The following is a 15577-nucleotide window of genomic DNA, read 5'->3' as shown; positions in this document are numbered from 1 at the left end:
CCCGGCCGACTTTTGCTCCGCCGTTGACACCGAGCCGAAAACTGGGCTGTCATCGCTTCACTGATCGAGACCTGTAAGATGAACGGCGTCGATCCTCACGCATGGCTGACCGCCACACTCACCGCCATCGTCAAAGGCCACAAACAAGGCCAGATCGACGACCTGATCCCGTGGAACTACCCCGTAACCGTGTGATCAGGACAGCGCTTACATATGGTCATATTGCGATCCTGTCCTTCGTGCATTCTGCCATCCGCACAAGTCTGCACCAGTCACAGATGCCGCTCGGCATCCTGCGCGCCGTGCAGGATGCGGACGATTTCCAGCGTATCGCCCAGATCCCGGAAGAAGATGACATGCGATCCGCTCAGGCACTTCAGATAGCCAGGCCGAACACCAACTTTTCTGCCGCACCTTTGCCCTGAGGCCAGCGCGCGGCAGGTGTCGCGCAGCTCCTGCACATAGCTTGCGCGAGGCCCCATTCGCGTTCCGTATAATTCCAGATCTTCTCCAGATCGACCGTTGCCGCGACGGTGAAGGCCAGCGCCTTCATGCGTTGCGGCCGGCCATCTTGCGGGCAATGAACTGGTCGAGGTCGAAGCCTTCCGCCCGGCCGGAGTCCTCTCCGGCGATCAGGGCGTCCTGAAGGGCCTTTACCTTGGCCTCGTGCTCCTCCAGGAGCCGCAGCCCTGCCCGCACCACGTCGCTGGCCGAGCCATAGCGGCCGCCCTTCACCTGCGCGTCGATGAAGCTGACGAAGTGATCGCCGAGCGAAACCGATGTGTTGCGGGACATGCGGGCCTCCTACGCGTCGATACCAGATATTACCAAAAAATCGTATCATCCGCAATTGCCGGCTCTGGGTTGCCGGATGGGCATATTGGCATAGGCGCATGTTGTCATATGCCCCTTTGCGATGAAGCGTCTGGTCGAGAGTCGCGCGGATTCGTCAGCGCTTGCACCGCCCGCACCTGATCCAGCCGCGCTCTCGCCTCGCCGCTGAAGGATTGCCATGCCGGCGAGGCCTCAATGACCCCGACCAGGGTCGAGGCCGTGTAAGTCGTGCCGAACGCCTGCTTCGCCCCTTGCGCCACATAGGCCACGGTCTCCGGCCATTTCAGCCAGCGCGGGCTGGTATCGGCGAGGCGATGGACCCAACCCGCGACCCCGCGCAGGAAGCCGGACAGACCGCCGAGCAGCCCCCGACCTGTCAGCGGCTGGCGCAGGGCTTCCAGCCCGTCGCTGAGAACCGGCGCCAGCGCGTTGTGCATTTCGCGGTTGCGATCTGCATCGTGATGCGTCCAAGCGCCCATCTCCCCCGGCGTCTCCAGCCGCTCCCGCAGCACCGGGTCGGGATCGATCTGCCGGATGGCGGCGATCAGCCCACCGGCAGCGATGGCATGGACCGTCTCGGCCTCCCGAAGCCGTCTGGCGACCGTGTCCTGCATGACCAGGTCGCGGCGGCGCTCTTCCTCGTCGGCAAGGCGACGAGCCTCTTCGGCGCGCAAGATGGCAATCTCTGCCTCCTTCTGCGCCTTCAGCCGCTCCTGCTCGGCCTTCCACGCAGGCCGGTCCAGACGGCGGCGGCGTGGTCCCGTCCGGGCCTGCCCATGCTTCGCGCCGACCTCGGCGTGATAGCGGTCCTGCCAGCCGCGCATCGCCTGCTTGTAGCTGCGCGACGGCGAACCGGACCAGCCGTGATCCTTGTGCCGGTCCTGCTCGCGATGGCCCTCATGGCAGCGCTTGGCGTCCATGCGCATATTGCCCTCTGCACATATGGGCACGGCCAGCACATGCACATGCGGGTGGGCTTCGTCGCGATGCTCGACGATGCTCACCACCTCGGCCGCGTTGCGCGCGGCATCGACCCTGGCGAAGGCGATCACGTCCTTGCGCCAGCGCAGATAATCGGCCTCATCCATATCCTCGACCGGGTCGGGAAAACTAAAGACGCTGCCGATCATCACATGCGTGTCGCTGCGGATGCTCCGCAGCGCCTCCTTCCGCTCCGGCTGCTCCTTGCGCAATCGGCGCAGCAGCTTGTTTTGTTCGGCGACGCGCTGCTCGATCAGCGCGACCACCTCCGAAGGCCGCATGCCTTCGAGGATGGTGGGCGGCTGCGGATCTTCGACATGCGGGCAGGCCCCGTCCAGCCGCTCGGCCTCATCCGCGACCTCGCTGACCGACCGGCTCTTGCTGTTGCCCTTGCGCGAATAGGTCTGCTTGTGCGCGAAGATCGATTTGCCGCTACGCTCAGACATAACGCAAGCCCTCGCTGAAGCCTGCGGCGCGCACTTCGCTGCGGGAAACCAGCTCCAGGTCCAGCGCCATACGGACCTGCCCGACGCTGAGCGTTCGACACAAAGGGTGACGGGATTTGATCCAGTCGGCAGTTTTTGCCGCATGCGCCGGGGTGGGCACCTGAGGCGATTCCGGCTCGTCCGCGATGTAATCGCGCCAGCGGCCCACCCTGAACCAGTTATCCGAGAAGCAGACCTTTGAGCGCGTATAGCCTGCGGTCTCCAGCGCATAGCGCTTTACAGCCGAGAGAAGCTTTTCATACCCGACCTCCTGCATGGCAGCCTCAACGTGGTGCAGGCAGGCCGCTTCGTTGCGACATCGGTCGGTTGGATAGGCCTTCAATATCTCAAGAGATTCAGCCGCCGCCTCGCGCGCGCCTGCGCGCGAAGGTGGTTTATGGATGGTTTCAGGATGGTTTGGGGTCCGCTGTGGACGGGGTACCGGGTCCGCAGCGGACCCCGTTCCGGGTTCACGGTAGACCCCGTCCTCTGTGGACCCCGTCTCATCATCGGGTTCGGCAATGCCCTCCAGGGTGCGGACGGCGGCAAGGGAAATGCGATAGACGACGGTAAAACCGTTCTTGCAGGCACGGCGGCCGGTCTCGATCAGGATGCCTTCGTTCAGGAATTCGTTGATCGTGCGCTTGACGGTGGTTTCGCCAAGCTCGGTGTAGCGCTGGATCGTTCCCTTGGAACACCAGATGCCCGACCCGTCATCGCTGGCCTTGTCGGCCAGAAACATGATGATCTGTTTTCGCACCGGACTACCGAAGCGCCGCCCGGCGCAAAGATTCGCGACCTTCCAGCTCATGCTGCACCTCCCCACGGGGTTGCGCGGCGGGAAACTGTGACATATTCTTTTGTCAGAAGACCTTTGACAGTGCCGTCGGATGGAGTGCCAGCTCCTCCGGCGGCTTTCTTTTGCACAGACAAGGCCCGGAACTGCGGGACACCTGCGTCATAACCTATTGATTTGTATACTGCCGCATTGCACGAATGCGGGACACCACTTCGTTGATTTCGTTCAGTTTTCAGAAGAAGTGGTGGGCGACCCTGGAATCGAACCAGGCATGGGTCTCCCCGGCGGAGTTACAGTCCGCTGCCGCACCTTGCAGCACGTCGCCCGCCGAACGCTTTCGGCGTGTGGAGGGGTGATTATCCCGCCCGGCGCAGGGCGTCAAGCAGGGATCAGGGGAAAAGTTGTGGCCAGCCATCAGTTTCGACCATCCCGCAGCAGAACTTGCAATTTCCCGCATTTTCTGCGCAGTCGGAACGACAGCCGGGGACAGGATATGGCCGAGAAACCGCAGAAAACCAAAAAACCCGCCTGGGTCATCGACAAGGAACGCGCCCGCCGCGCCGCCGCAGCCGAAACGCTGTGGCTATTCGGCCTGCATGCGGTGCGCGATGCGCTGGCTAACCCCCGCCGCGAAAAGCTGCGCCTGGTCGTCACTCGCAATGCGCTTGATCGTCTGGGCCCTCTGCCAGAGGGGACCGAACCAGAAATCACCGATGCCCGGACCTTTGACAAGGCCGTACCATTGGCACCCGACAGCGTCCATCAGGGCGCCGCACTGGAGGTCAGGCCGCTTGCCTGGGGCAAGCTTGAGGATCTGGCGCTGTCCGGACCGGGGCGCCCGTTGATGGTGGCGCTGGACCGCGTGACCGATCCGCATAACGTAGGCGCAATCCTGCGCTCGGCCGAGGTCTTTGGCGCACGGGCAGTTATCGCCCCGGCCCGCCATTCCGCACCCGAAACCGGGGCACTGGCCAAGACCGCCTCGGGCGCGCTGGAACGCCAGCCCTATCTGCGCGTCACCAACCTTGCCGATGCGCTGATCGAGCTGAAGGCCATGGGCTATACCGTCCTTGGGCTCGACGGGACCGGGCAAGAAACCCTGCCCGAAACTCTGCGCGCCCTCTCGGGTCGTGCGATCTGCCTGGTGCTTGGCGCCGAGGGACCGGGGCTGCGCGAACGCACACGCGAAACCTGCGATCATATCCTGCGTATCCCGTTTGCAGCCGATTTCGGCTCGCTCAACGTCTCGAACGCGGCGGCCGTGGCGCTTTACGCCGCTTCACAGAGCTGAGCGGTGCCATCACAACGGCGCTAGAAAGCGCCCGTCCCGGTTGAGAATCGCAAGGCGATTTGCCAGATCCATAGGCAACCCTCAGCCTATGCGCAGCCATGATTCGACCGATTCTCGCCAGCCTGTTCCTTTTCCTGCCTGCCAACGCGACGATGGCAGAGGATTGGGCGCTCGACGGTATGGACCCGGTCTCATACGGGATGGAGAATGCGGCCGTTCCGGGGCGTAACGATCTGGTCACCGTCTGGCGCGGTCAGGCCTGGCATTTTGCCAGCGAGCATAACCGCAACCTTTTCGAAGCAAACCCCAAGGCCTATGCGCCGGGGTTGGGCGGACTTTGCGTCGTCGCCCTGTCCGAAGGGCGCTCAGAGCCCGGCAATCCGCGCTATTTCGTGGTCATTGGCCAGCGAACCTATCTTGTGCGCTCTGAACGGGCACGCGAGCGGCTTTTAGCCGACCCACAGGGCATTCTGATGCGCGCAAAAGCCGTTTGGGTGCAACTTAATCCCTAAAAATTCACTTTCTCGTGATAACGATGGAACCATTTCGCCACAGTTCCCATTTATTTATTGGACATGACCTCGGAACGGTCATGTTCAGATCACTGTCCCTCGTTCCGCGACTTGCGCCCGGCCAGCACTCTGGACCGGGCGCTTTTTCCATGCCACTTTCGGTTGAGATCTTTGGGGGAGGATCAGAATGAATCTGGCCATACTTCGCGACACAGGCAGTTCGCCGGTTGATGACGACATAGCGCGGATCGCGCGCACCGCCCGCTGCATTGCCATCGTCGGCCTGTCGCCGAACGAGGTGCGTCCGTCATGGGGCGTTGCGCGCTATCTGAAATCTCAGGGCTATCGAATCGTGCCGGTCAACCCGACGCATGCTGGCAGCATGATTCTGGATGAGCATGTCTATCCTGACCTGCGTTCGATCCCGCCCGAAATCGAGGTCGACATGGTGGATATCTTCCGCCGCGTCGACGCAGTGCCCGCCATAGTCGATGAGGCCATCGCTCATCTGCCGAAGCTGCGCACGATCTGGATGCAGCTTGGCATCAGCCATCCGCAGGCCACCGCCCGGGCGCGCGCCCGTGGTCTGACGGTGATCGAGGATCGCTGCCCCAAGATCGAATTCCCGCGCTTTCTTTGAATGAACAGGACCACGGATCGCGAAACAGCCCCTGCCCGCGATCCGTGGCCCTGATTGATTTCCGGACGATCAGAAGCCCGAATAAAGCCCTTCGTAGATCGGGCCCAGCGTCCCCACCTCGAACAGCGAGCTGACCGAGGTGCCGTTCCAGATGTTCAGAATCGCCTGAGCAAACATCGGCGCCGTGGGTACGATGCGGATGTTCGTGGCCGATTTCACCTTGGCGCCCGGCTCGATCGAATCTGTGATGACCAGCGATTTCATCACCGAATTCTGAACCCGCTCGACCGCCGGGCCGCTAAGCACACCATGGGTGATATAGGCGTGAACCTCGGTCGCGCCATGCTCGGTCAGCACCTGTGCAGCCTTGCACAAGGTACCAGCGGTGTCGCAGATATCGTCAACGATGATGCAGGTCTTGCCGGTCACATCACCGATCACCGTCATCTCGGCGACTTCGCCCGGCTTTTCGCGGCGCTTGTCCACGATGGCGAGCGGTGCGCCGATCCTTTGTGCAAGTTCACGTGCCCGGGCAACACCGCCAACGTCAGGCGAAATCACCATCAGGTCCGACATGCGGTCACGGAAGTGATGTTTGATATCCAGTGCAAAGACCGGGGCAGCATAAAGGTTGTCCACCGGAATATCGAAAAAGCCCTGAATCTGGGCGGCATGCAGGTCCAGCGTCAGAACCCGGTCAACGCCTGCCTCGGTCAGCAGGTTCGCAACCAGTTTGGCGCTGATAGGCGTGCGGGCCTTGGCGCGGCGGTCCTGCCGGGCATAGCCGAAATAGGGGATGACCGCCGTGATACGTGCCGCAGACGAGCGCCGCAGCGCATCGGTCATGATCAGCAGCTCCATCAGGTTGTCGTTGGCCGGGTTCGAGGTCGGCTGGATGATGAACATGTCCTCGCCGCGGACGTTCTCATAGACCTCGACAAAGATTTCCTGATCGTTGAAGCGTTCGACCCGCGCCTCGATCGGGGCGACATTCATCCCGCGATGCATCGACATGCGGCGGGCGATCGCGGTGGCCAGAGGCCGGTTCGCATTTCCCGCGATGAGCTTGGGTTCGGTCATGGCCGGCATGGGCGTGTCCTGTCTGGATTCGTGCGATTGCACCTCGCTTAGCACCGGGCTAGCCTGCTCGCAAACCCCGAGGATAAAACCATGGCGCATATCGACTATTACTTCGGCACACCCAGCCCCTGGGCCTATCTCGCCGGAAACCGGCTGGAGGAAATCGCCGCCCGGCACGGCGCAACGATCACCTACAAGCCTGTCGATCTGCTACAGCTCTTTGACCGCACCGGCGGCATCCGCCCGGCGAACCGCCATCCCTCGCGCATGGAGTACCGCGCACAAGAGCTGCGCCGCTGGTCCGGACATCTGGGTCAGCCGCTGAACCTGAGGCCCGCCTTCTGGCCCGTGAACCCCGCGCCCTCGTCCTATGCGATCATTGCCGCGCAAGAGGCCGGCGGCGGCGATCTGGCTGGCCTGGTGCAAAGTTTCCTGCGCGGGGTCTGGGCAGAAGAGGCCGACATCGCCGATGACGCGGTGATCCGTGACAAACTCTCTGCGGCAGGTTTTGACCCCGAACTTGCCAACAAAGGCCTGTTCATCGGTGCCGAGACCTTTGCACGCAACCTTGAGCAAGCGGTCGAGGACGGCGTCTTTGGCGCCCCCTTCTACATCGTGCGCGAAACGGGTGAGCGGTTCTGGGGTCAGGACCGGCTGGACTTTCTTGACCGGCATCTGGCCTCACTGTGAGCGTGCTGCATCTAAGGCAATGGCCGGGGAACCAGGATCGCCCGGCACTGGCGCTGCATTGCATGATGGGCAATGGCGTCTATTGGGGTCCGATTGCCGAGACTCTGCGTGATCATGTGCGGATCAGCGCGCCTGACCTGCCCGGCCACGGGCAAAGCCCGGATTGGGATGGCGGGACGCCTGACTACCACACCTTTACCACGCGCACCGTTGCCGCGCTGATCGACCGGCCGCTGGATCTGATCGGTCACAGCATGGGGGCGACCGTCGCCCTGCGCATCGCCGTCGCCGCGCCCGAGGCCGTACGAAGCCTGACCCTGATCGAGCCAGTGCTCTTTGCCGCCGCGCCCGACGCTCATAACGACGCATTGATGGCCGAGGTCGAGGCCAAGCTGAAAGCAGGCGAAGATGCCGAGGCGGCACGAGCCTTTCTTGCCTGCTGGGGCGGGCTGGACTGGGATGCACAGACGCCTGCGGGCCGGGCGCGGCTTGCGCGGCAAATTCACCTTGTTCACGCCAGCAACGAGGCGCTGCGCCATGACGCGGCCAATATCCTGCGTCCTGACGGGCTAGAGGCTATCGACGCACCGGTACTGATCATCATGGGTGAAGAGTCCCCGCCCGTCATTCCCGCGATTGCGGATGCTCTGGCTGCGCGGATGCCTGATGTCGGTCGCGCCCGCGTACCCGGAGCAAGCCATATGCTGCCGATCACCCATCCACGCCAGGTGGCCGAGCTGATCGCGCTGAACCTCGAACGGGCCTAAGGCCGGCGTTCAGCCGACCTCCCAATCGTCATGGTGGCGCAGCGGGCCAATGGCCATCCAACTGGCCCGCACCCGCGCAACACGCGTGTCGCCCCAGGTCCGGAATTGCAGCTCGAATCCTGTCTCGGTCACGTTCGCCGCGCGGATATCGGCGCGCTGGTTGGCGCCGCAATCAATATCCCACATCGTCAGTGAAACGTGGACTACCGGTGGCTCAATAAAGGGCTCGTCAAACTGGACCTGCTGGGCCTCGACCCTAGGCCCCTCTCCGGTCCACATCGGGCCGCCACTCTCGAATGCCGAGAACATCTCGGTCGTGCCCTGAGCGACCCCAACGGCAAACTGGCCAAAATATCTCAGGAGTCCCCCCAATCTTTCATGAAAGGTGATTGCGAAAAAGAATAAAGCCCCGGAAAAACCGGGGCTTACTATGGGGCCTGCCGCTGTTGGCGTCAATTCCCCGTCAGTGCGGGAAATTGGCCTGATTGGGGTCCAGCCCGATGTGCGTGCCAAGCGCCTCCATATCGGCCAGCAGCTTGACCGCAGCGGCGACCAGCTCTTCTCCGGCGGATTCGCGTTCCTTGGCGGTCTCAACGCGACGACGGGCCTGAGCCATCATTTCGTTAAAGACCTCTTGCGTCATCTCGGCGCGCGGATGTCCGCGTTCGGCCAGCAGGCTGACGGATTCACCGTTGATCTCGGCGAAACCGCCGGTCACTGCAAATTCCGTCTCGGTCCCGTCGGCCGCAACCACCGTCACCAGACCGGGGCGCAGATTGACGATGGCCGGAGCATGGCCGGGCATCGCCGTCAGATCGCCTTCGGCGCCGGGCAGGCGCACCTCGCGCGCCGCAACGGAAAGCAGGTTCCGTTCCGGCGAGACGAGGTCGAACTGCATCGTATCGGCCATATCGCCCCCTTACGCCGCGTCAGCGGCGAGGCGCTGCGCCTTGGCTTTCACGTCCTCGATGCCGCCGACCATGTAGAAGGCCGCTTCCGGCAGGTGGTCGTATTCGCCGGCAACCACCGCTTTAAAGGACTTGATCGTGTCCTCAAGCGGCACCTGCACACCGTCCGAGCCGGTGAAGACTTTCGCCACGTCGAAGGGCTGCGACAGGAAGCGCTGGATCTTCCGGGCGCGGGCCACGGTCAGCTTGTCCTCTTCCGACAGTTCGTCCATGCCGAGAATGGCGATGATGTCCTGCAGCGACTTGTATTTCTGCAGGATACCCTGAACGTCGCGCGCAACCTGATAGTGCTCTTCGCCAACGATCGCCGGATCAAGGATCCGCGAGGTCGAGTCGAGCGGGTCCACAGCCGGGTAGATACCAAGCTCGGAGATGGCGCGCGACAGAACCGTGGTGGCGTCGAGGTGGGCAAACGAGGTCGCCGGAGCCGGGTCGGTAAGGTCGTCGGCCGGAACGTAGATGGCCTGCACCGAGGTGATCGAGCCGCTCTTGGTCGAGGTGATCCGCTCTTGTAGGGCGCCCATGTCGGTCGCCAGCGTCGGCTGATAACCCACGGCCGAGGGAATACGGCCCAGAAGCGCCGACACCTCGGAACCCGCCTGCGTAAAGCGGAAGATGTTGTCGACAAAGAACAGAACGTCGGTGCCCGACTGGTCGCGGAACTGCTCGGCCAGGGTCAGACCGGTCAGCGCCACGCGCATCCGCGCACCCGGAGGCTCGTTCATCTGGCCATAGACCAGAGCCACCTGCGATTCCGACAGGTTGTCAGGCTTGATAACGCCCGATTCCACCATCTCATGGTACAGGTCGTTACCTTCGCGGGTACGCTCGCCCACACCGGCGAACACCGAGTAGCCCGAGTGCACTTTGGCGATGTTGTTGATCAGTTCCATGATCAGAACCGTCTTACCAACGCCGGCGCCGCCGAACAGGCCGATCTTACCACCCTTGGAGTAGGGCGCGAGCAGGTCGATAACCTTGATACCGGTAACCAGGATCTCGGACGCGGTCGCCTGAGCGGCGAAGTCCGGAGCCGGCTGGTGGATGGCGCGGGTCTGGCTTGCGTCAACCGGACCGCCTTCGTCCACCGGCTCACCAACCACGTTCAGGATCCGGCCCAGAGTCGCGTCACCAACCGGCACGGTGATCGGGCCGCCGGTGTCGCGCACGGCCAGACCACGGACCAGACCTTCGGTCGCGTCCATCGCGATGGTGCGGACGGTGTTCTCACCCAGGTGCTGAGCCACTTCCAGCACCAGACGCTTGCCGTTGTTTTCAGTCTCGAGTGCGTTCAGAATCGCCGGAAGCGGGCCGTCGAACTGCACATCGACGACGGCGCCGATCACCTGCGTGATTTTTCCCTTGGCCTCTGCCATGTGTTTAACCCCTACGTGTCAGAGCGCCTCTGCGCCCGAGATGATTTCAATCAGTTCTTTGGTGATCGCGGCCTGACGCGAGCGGTTATATTCCGTCGTCAGCCTGTCGATCATGTCACCGGCGTTGCGGGTCGCGTTGTCCATGGCGGTCATCCGCGCACCCTGTTCCGAAGCCGCGTTTTCCAGCAGCGCGGCAAAGACCTGCGTGGCCACCGCACGCGGCAGCAGGTCGTTCAGGATCGCGCCTTCGTCCGGTTCATAGTCGTAAAGCGCCGAGGCCGCGGCCTCGCCTTCCTCGACGACCGCCGGGATAACCTGCAGGGCCGTCGGCACCTGGCTGATCACCGATTCGAAGCGGTTGAAGAACAGCGTCGCCACGTCGAACTCGCCAGCGTCAAAGCGGGCGAGGATTTCGTCCGCAATGTCGCGCGCATTCTCATAGCCGATACGTTTGACCTCGCTCATGTCGACGTGATGGACAAAGAGGGCGCCGTATTCGCGCTTGAGCTGTTCGCGGCCCTTTTTGCCGACGGTCAGGATCGACACCTGCTTGCCCTGCGCCTGCAGCTCTTGCAGGCGCAGCCGGGCGAGCTTGACGATGGACGAGTTGAATCCGCCCGCAAGCCCGCGCTCGGAGGTCATCACCACCAGAAGGTGGCGACGATCTTCGCCGGTGCCGGCCAGCAGGCGCGGTGCCGCGGCCGAACCAGCCGCAGCGGCGGTCAGGCCAGCGATCACCGCCGACATCCGGTCGGCATAGGGGCGCGCGGCCTCGGCCGCTTCCTGCGCACGGCGCAGTTTCGCGGCGGCGACCATCTGCATCGCCTTGGTGATCTTGCGCGTGTTCTTGACGCTGCCGATCCGGTTCTTGAGGTCCTTGAGGCTGGGCATCTATCCCTCCTCTCAGGCGTAGGTCTTGGCGTAGCCGTCCAGCGCTGCCTTGATCGCATCCTCAAGCTCGCCCGCAACCTTGCGGTCGTTCTTGGTCATGTCCTCAAGCAGATCAGCCTTCTGGTTGCGCAGGTACTGGATCAGGCCGCGCTCCCACTTGGTCACGTCCCTGACCGGGATGCTGTCCAGATAGCCTTTCGTACCGGCATAGATGACGATCACGATTTCGGCGTTGGTCAGCGGCGAGTACTGCGGCTGTTTCATCAGCTCGGTCAGGCGCGCACCACGGTTCAGCAGCTTTTGCGTCGCCGCGTCGAGGTCCGAACCAAACTGGGCAAAGGCAGCCATTTCGCGGTACTGCGCCAGTTCCAGTTTCACCGGGCCGGCGACCGATTTCATCGCCTTGGTCTGGGCGGCCGAACCAACGCGCGACACCGACAGACCGGTGTTCACGGCCGGGCGGATACCCTGGAAGAACAACTCGGTTTCCAGGAAGATCTGGCCGTCAGTGATCGAGATCACGTTGGTCGGGATATAGGCCGACACGTCGCCCGCCTGGGTTTCGATGATCGGCAGCGCGGTCAGCGAGCCGGCGCCATTGGCGTCGTTCATCTTGGCCGAACGCTCAAGCAGACGCGAATGCAGGTAGAAAACGTCACCCGGATAGGCTTCACGCCCCGGCGGACGGCGCAGCAGCAGCGACATCTGGCGATAGGCGACAGCCTGTTTCGACAGGTCGTCATAGATGATCAGCGCATCCATGCCATTGTCGCGGAAATATTCGCCCATGGCGGTCGCCGAATAGGGCGCCAGATACTGCATCGGTGCGGGGTCCGAAGCGGTCGCGGCCACGACGGTCGTGTAGGCCATGGCGCCCGTTTCTTCGAGCTTTTTTACCAGCTGGGCGACGGTCGAACGCTTTTGACCCACTGCGACATAGATGCAGTGCAGGGTCTTCATGCCGTCAGCTTCGCGGCCGTTGTAGTTCGCCTGGTTCAGGATGGTGTCCAGAGCGATGGCGGTTTTGCCGGTCTGACGGTCGCCGATGATCAGCTCGCGCTGGCCGCGGCCGATCGGGATCATGGCGTCGACCGACTTGAGGCCGGTGGCCATCGGCTCGTGCACCGATTTGCGCGGCATGATGCCCGGCGCCTTGACGTCGGCGATGCGGCGCTCCGAGGCGTTCAGCGGGCCTTTGCCGTCGATCGGGTTACCAAGCGCGTCAACGACGCGGCCAAGCAGTTCTTTGCCGGCCGGGACTTCCACGATGGTGCCGGTCCGTTTGACGGTGTCACCTTCCTTGATGTCGCGGTCATCGCCGAAAATCACGATACCGACGTTGTCGGCTTCAAGGTTCAGGGTCATCCCGCGGATGCCGCCCGGGAATTCGACCATCTCACCGGCCTGAACCTTGTCCAGGCCATAGACGCGGGCGATACCGTCACCGACGGACAGCACCTGCCCGACCTCGGCCACCTCGGCGTCCTGACCGAAATTCTTGATCTGATCCTTGAGGATGGCCGAGATTTCGGCTGCCTGGATTCCCATTATCCGACCTCTTTCATAGCATTCTGGAGGGAGGCGAGCTTCGAGCGGATCGAGCTGTCGATCATCTGCGAGCCCAGTTTGACGATCATGCCGCCGATGAGGCTTTCATCGACGCGCGCGTTCAGTTTCACCTTCTTGCCCGATTTGGCGGCCAGTGTTTCCGCCAGACGGGTCCTCTGTTCGTCGCTCAGCGCCTGGGCGCTGACCACATCAGCCGTCACCTCGCCCTTGGCGTCGGCGATCAGCGTGCGCAGCCGGGCAACGAATTGCGGCAGTGCAAACAGCCGGCGGTTGCGGGCCATCAGCCGCAGCGTATTGGCCAGTTCAGCCGACAGGCCCATGCGCCCGGCCAAAGCCGTAACCGCAACCTCCTGCTGCTGCCGGTCATAAATGGGCGAGAGGGTCAGATCGCGCAGGTCCTTGCTGGCGTCATAGGCCGAGGCCAGATCGTCGATCTGGGCAGACAGGGCGTCGATACCGCCCGCATCCCTGACCAGATCGAACAGGGCCTGCGCATAACGCCCGGCGATATCAGCGGAAATCGAAGCGGAATTGGCCACGGTCATCCTTCCGGTTAGCGCAAGCTCCGCAGGCGGGCCGGCTGAAGGGCCGGTCTGTCGCGGAGCGCGGGTCCAAGGGGCGGCTCTGGCACAATCCGGCTGGAGCCTTCCCGAAAATCTGCGGCGTCTCTAGCAGGTGATTTTCGCTGCCGCAACCGCCTTGAACACGGAAATATGAGGGTTTGCGACCCTTGGTGGAGCGCCGCTACGACCGATTGCGCAAACAGTCCGTCACTGTGGCCCTGTTACCCCAACGCCCACTGGCAAAGATTCGCCCAAAGCGACCGGCGACCGGCGTGAGGATTCGCCTTCGCAAGGGGGGCGTTCAGCCCGGTCCCGGATCGCGGGCGATGCGACCGGCGCCCTGCCCGGCGGGCCGGGGTCGTGCGATCCCCTCCAGCACGTCAAGCGGGCTCGGAACGCTGACCCCCCTGCCCCGCCCGACCGGAGCAGGCACCTGCTTGCTGAACTCGGTCAGAACCAGTCCCGCGACCAGCACCTGACTGATACGCAGGCCTGCCCGCTCCCACATCTGGGCGCTTTTAAGCCAGAACCGCCGATCCGAGGGCGGGATATAAAGCGCGGCTCCGGTGCGCTCGGTGACGAAACCCGCCGCCCGCGCCTGCACCTCAAGCTGACCGGCAGTATAGCTGCGCCCAAAGCCGAACGGCGTCGTCTCGGAACGCGCCCACAGCCCGGCCCGGTTGGGCACCATCACCATCAGCCGACCGCCGGGGCCCAGGACCCGCCACGCCTCGTCCATCACCACCGACGGATGATCGGCGGTCTCTAGCGCATGCAAAAGCACCAGCCGATCCACACTGCCGGTATCCAGCGGCCAGGCTGTTTCTTCGCACAGGACCGAGCAATTGGGCAGGCCGACCGGCCAGGCCATCACCCCCTGCGGACCCGGCATCAACGAGATCACCCGCCGCGCACGCCCCAGATAAGGCCGCATCAGCGGTGCAGCAAAGCCATATCCCGCCACGGTCATGCCCTGCGCCTGATCGGGGGGCCACAGGTCTGTCAGACGGTCGCGCAATATGCGCTGCACCACCCGCCCCAGCGCGCGGGTATAGTAGAACTTACGTAGCTCGAATACATCGTGATGCATTGCGCCTCCGGCTTCGCAGCGCCAGAGTGCGGCAAAGAAAGGAATTTGCCAATGCCGCTGGAACTCGTCCCTGTCCGCTGTCTGACCGACAACTATGCCTGGCTTGTGCACGGCAACGGACAGACCGCATTGATAGACGCCCCGGAAGCAGAGCCGATTCTACACGAACTCCGTGCACGTGGCTGGTCATTGAGCCAGATCGCGCTGACCCATCACCATGACGATCATATTCAGGCGGTGCCTGAACTTGTAGCCGCAACCGGCGCCGTAGTAATCGGCAATGCCGACGATGCCACGCGTCTGCCAGCGTTAGATCAGGCCGTGCGGCCCGGTGAGAAATTTGATCTTTGCGGAGAAACGGCCGGGGTCATTGACGTTCCCGGCCACACCATCGGTCATGTCGCCTTTCACCTGCCCGGATCGGCGATGGTTTTTACCGCCGACAGCCTGATGGCGCTTGGCTGCGGCCGCCTGTTCGAAGGCGATGCCGACACGATGTGGGCCTCGCTCTCACGCCTGAACGCGCTGCCCGCCGAAACACTGGTCTGCTCGGGGCACGACTACTGCCGCGGCAACGGCGCCTTTGCCCTGTCGGTCGATCCTGATAACGCCGCGCTGCAACAGCGGCTGACCGAAACCACGACAGGTGCACGCCCTTGCGTCCCCTCGACCCTGGCCGAGGAACGGGCAACAAATCCCTTCCTGCGCGTACGCGAACTGGCGGCCTCGCTGGGCCTTGCCGGTGCCGCGGACGCCAAAGTCTTTGCCGAGCTGCGGGCGATGAAGGACCGATTCTGACCCTATTTGTGACACGGCAAGAAAATTCGCCTCCGCCCCGCAGATATTCCGTTAACCGGATTTCCCACCGGCCAGATGCTTGAAATCCGGCCAGCCGGATATCACATCTGCCTCAACGGCGGAAAAATCCGCATGAGCGGAAGCAAATACCGCTTGAATTGCGCGAAAATCCACCAATTCTTAACTGTATCGTGACAGTCTGGTCAGGTGGACCGCTAAATCTGGCGGCCCAAACCGCCAGCC

General features: G+C 63.1%; 19 protein-coding genes, 1 tRNA gene and 1 pseudogene. 7 read left to right on the top strand and 14 right to left on the bottom strand.

Going from position 1 to position 15577, the window contains the following annotated elements:
- Window positions 1-33: 33 nt before the first annotated feature.
- Window positions 34-195 (top strand): annotated as a pseudogene (locus PARACOCCUSGL_RS20500) (transposase domain-containing protein); the annotation flags it as partial.
- A gap of 77 nt (window positions 196-272) precedes the next feature.
- On the opposite strand, the gene PARACOCCUSGL_RS20495 reads toward PARACOCCUSGL_RS20500, so the two are convergent.
- From PARACOCCUSGL_RS20495 to PARACOCCUSGL_RS0110425, 6 genes are all read right to left on the bottom strand, one after another.
- On the bottom strand, window positions 273-461 hold the full coding sequence (locus tag PARACOCCUSGL_RS20495; RefSeq protein WP_237701509.1) for a type II toxin-antitoxin system RelE/ParE family toxin: 189 nt from the start codon (window positions 459-461) through the stop codon (window positions 273-275).
- Window positions 377-553, bottom strand: a complete 177-nt coding sequence (locus tag PARACOCCUSGL_RS22405; RefSeq protein ID WP_237701510.1) for a type II toxin-antitoxin system RelE/ParE family toxin — start codon at window positions 551-553, stop codon at window positions 377-379. The genes PARACOCCUSGL_RS20495 and PARACOCCUSGL_RS22405 overlap by 85 nt, the downstream gene beginning before the upstream one ends.
- A complete protein-coding gene (locus PARACOCCUSGL_RS0110440; protein WP_010396097.1) occupies window positions 550-795 on the bottom strand; it encodes a type II toxin-antitoxin system ParD family antitoxin in 246 nt (81 codons plus the stop codon). Before PARACOCCUSGL_RS0110440 ends, PARACOCCUSGL_RS22405 begins: the two co-directional genes overlap by 4 nt.
- 104 nt (window positions 796-899) lie before the next feature.
- Window positions 900-2261 (bottom strand): plasmid recombination protein, encoded by a 1362-nt coding sequence (locus tag PARACOCCUSGL_RS0110435; RefSeq protein ID WP_010396090.1) that lies wholly within the window; start codon window positions 2259-2261, stop codon window positions 900-902.
- The gene (locus tag PARACOCCUSGL_RS0110430; protein ID WP_010396088.1) at window positions 2254-3111 is read right to left on the bottom strand and encodes a hypothetical protein; all 858 of its coding nucleotides are present in this window, start codon (window positions 3109-3111) and stop codon (window positions 2254-2256) included. Before PARACOCCUSGL_RS0110430 ends, PARACOCCUSGL_RS0110435 begins: the two co-directional genes overlap by 8 nt.
- Window positions 3112-3341: 230 nt before the next feature.
- Window positions 3342-3425: transfer RNA gene (locus PARACOCCUSGL_RS0110425), tRNA-Tyr, on the bottom strand.
- Between the two features lie 167 nt (window positions 3426-3592).
- Between PARACOCCUSGL_RS0110425 and rlmB the strand changes: the two genes are divergently transcribed.
- From rlmB to PARACOCCUSGL_RS0110410, 3 genes are all read left to right on the top strand, one after another.
- Window positions 3593-4390: a 23S rRNA (guanosine(2251)-2'-O)-methyltransferase RlmB gene (gene rlmB, locus PARACOCCUSGL_RS0110420; RefSeq protein WP_010396086.1), complete on the top strand. Its 798-nt coding sequence runs from the start codon at window positions 3593-3595 to the stop codon at window positions 4388-4390.
- Between the two features lie 98 nt (window positions 4391-4488).
- Window positions 4489-4902, top strand: a complete 414-nt coding sequence (locus tag PARACOCCUSGL_RS0110415) for a YHS domain-containing (seleno)protein (protein ID WP_010396084.1) — start codon at window positions 4489-4491, stop codon at window positions 4900-4902.
- A 187-nt stretch (window positions 4903-5089) separates the two neighbouring features.
- Window positions 5090-5542 (top strand): CoA-binding protein, encoded by a 453-nt coding sequence (locus tag PARACOCCUSGL_RS0110410; RefSeq protein WP_010396080.1) that lies wholly within the window; start codon window positions 5090-5092, stop codon window positions 5540-5542.
- Between the two features lie 69 nt (window positions 5543-5611).
- Here the strand turns inward: PARACOCCUSGL_RS0110410 and PARACOCCUSGL_RS0110405 are convergent, their stop codons facing one another.
- Window positions 5612-6631 (bottom strand): ribose-phosphate pyrophosphokinase, encoded by a 1020-nt coding sequence (locus tag PARACOCCUSGL_RS0110405; protein ID WP_010396076.1) that lies wholly within the window; start codon window positions 6629-6631, stop codon window positions 5612-5614.
- A gap of 81 nt (window positions 6632-6712) precedes the next feature.
- Between PARACOCCUSGL_RS0110405 and PARACOCCUSGL_RS0110400 the strand changes: the two genes are divergently transcribed.
- Together PARACOCCUSGL_RS0110400 and PARACOCCUSGL_RS0110395 are read left to right on the top strand one after the other, a co-directional pair.
- On the top strand, window positions 6713-7312 hold the full coding sequence (locus PARACOCCUSGL_RS0110400) for a 2-hydroxychromene-2-carboxylate isomerase (RefSeq protein ID WP_010396074.1): 600 nt from the start codon (window positions 6713-6715) through the stop codon (window positions 7310-7312).
- Window positions 7309-8079, top strand: coding sequence for an alpha/beta fold hydrolase (locus PARACOCCUSGL_RS0110395; protein WP_010396073.1), 771 nt, complete (start codon window positions 7309-7311; stop codon window positions 8077-8079). Before PARACOCCUSGL_RS0110400 ends, PARACOCCUSGL_RS0110395 begins: the two co-directional genes overlap by 4 nt.
- Before the next feature lie 9 nt (window positions 8080-8088).
- Here the strand turns inward: PARACOCCUSGL_RS0110395 and PARACOCCUSGL_RS0110390 are convergent, their stop codons facing one another.
- The 7 genes from PARACOCCUSGL_RS0110390 to PARACOCCUSGL_RS20490 form a co-directional block, all read right to left on the bottom strand.
- Window positions 8089-8388, bottom strand: a complete 300-nt coding sequence (locus PARACOCCUSGL_RS0110390; protein ID WP_050804186.1) for an H-type lectin domain-containing protein — start codon at window positions 8386-8388, stop codon at window positions 8089-8091.
- Window positions 8389-8542: 154 nt separating this feature from the next.
- Complete coding sequence (locus PARACOCCUSGL_RS0110385; RefSeq protein WP_010396070.1) at window positions 8543-8989, bottom strand: F0F1 ATP synthase subunit epsilon; 447 nt, start codon at window positions 8987-8989, stop codon at window positions 8543-8545.
- 9 nt (window positions 8990-8998) lie between these two features.
- A complete protein-coding gene (gene atpD, locus PARACOCCUSGL_RS0110380) occupies window positions 8999-10423 on the bottom strand; it encodes a F0F1 ATP synthase subunit beta (RefSeq protein WP_010396066.1) in 1425 nt (474 codons plus the stop codon).
- 18 nt (window positions 10424-10441) lie between these two features.
- Entirely contained in the window at window positions 10442-11314 is an 873-nt protein-coding gene (locus PARACOCCUSGL_RS0110375) for a F0F1 ATP synthase subunit gamma (protein WP_010396064.1), read from the bottom strand.
- Between the two features lie 12 nt (window positions 11315-11326).
- Window positions 11327-12862 carry a F0F1 ATP synthase subunit alpha gene (gene atpA / locus PARACOCCUSGL_RS0110370; RefSeq protein ID WP_010396062.1) on the bottom strand — a complete coding sequence of 512 codons (1536 nt, stop codon included), beginning with the start codon at window positions 12860-12862 and terminating at the stop codon, window positions 11327-11329.
- Window positions 12862-13422 (bottom strand): F0F1 ATP synthase subunit delta, encoded by a 561-nt coding sequence (locus PARACOCCUSGL_RS0110365; protein ID WP_176224526.1) that lies wholly within the window; start codon window positions 13420-13422, stop codon window positions 12862-12864. Before PARACOCCUSGL_RS0110365 ends, atpA begins: the two co-directional genes overlap by 1 nt.
- 325 nt (window positions 13423-13747) lie before the next feature.
- Complete coding sequence (locus PARACOCCUSGL_RS20490; RefSeq protein WP_010396058.1) at window positions 13748-14536, bottom strand: methyltransferase domain-containing protein; 789 nt, start codon at window positions 14534-14536, stop codon at window positions 13748-13750.
- Window positions 14537-14587: 51 nt separating this feature from the next.
- On the opposite strand from PARACOCCUSGL_RS20490, the gene gloB reads away from it, so the two are divergent.
- The gene (gloB, locus tag PARACOCCUSGL_RS0110355) at window positions 14588-15334 is read left to right on the top strand and encodes a hydroxyacylglutathione hydrolase (protein WP_010396057.1); all 747 of its coding nucleotides are present in this window, start codon (window positions 14588-14590) and stop codon (window positions 15332-15334) included.
- The last annotated feature ends 243 nt before the right edge of the window (window positions 15335-15577 follow it).

This window comes from Paracoccus sp. TRP (genome assembly GCF_000185925.1).
Taxonomy (GTDB): Bacteria; Pseudomonadota; Alphaproteobacteria; order Rhodobacterales; family Rhodobacteraceae; genus Paracoccus; species Paracoccus kondratievae.
This window is presented reverse-complemented; position numbering and strand designations above follow the sequence as displayed.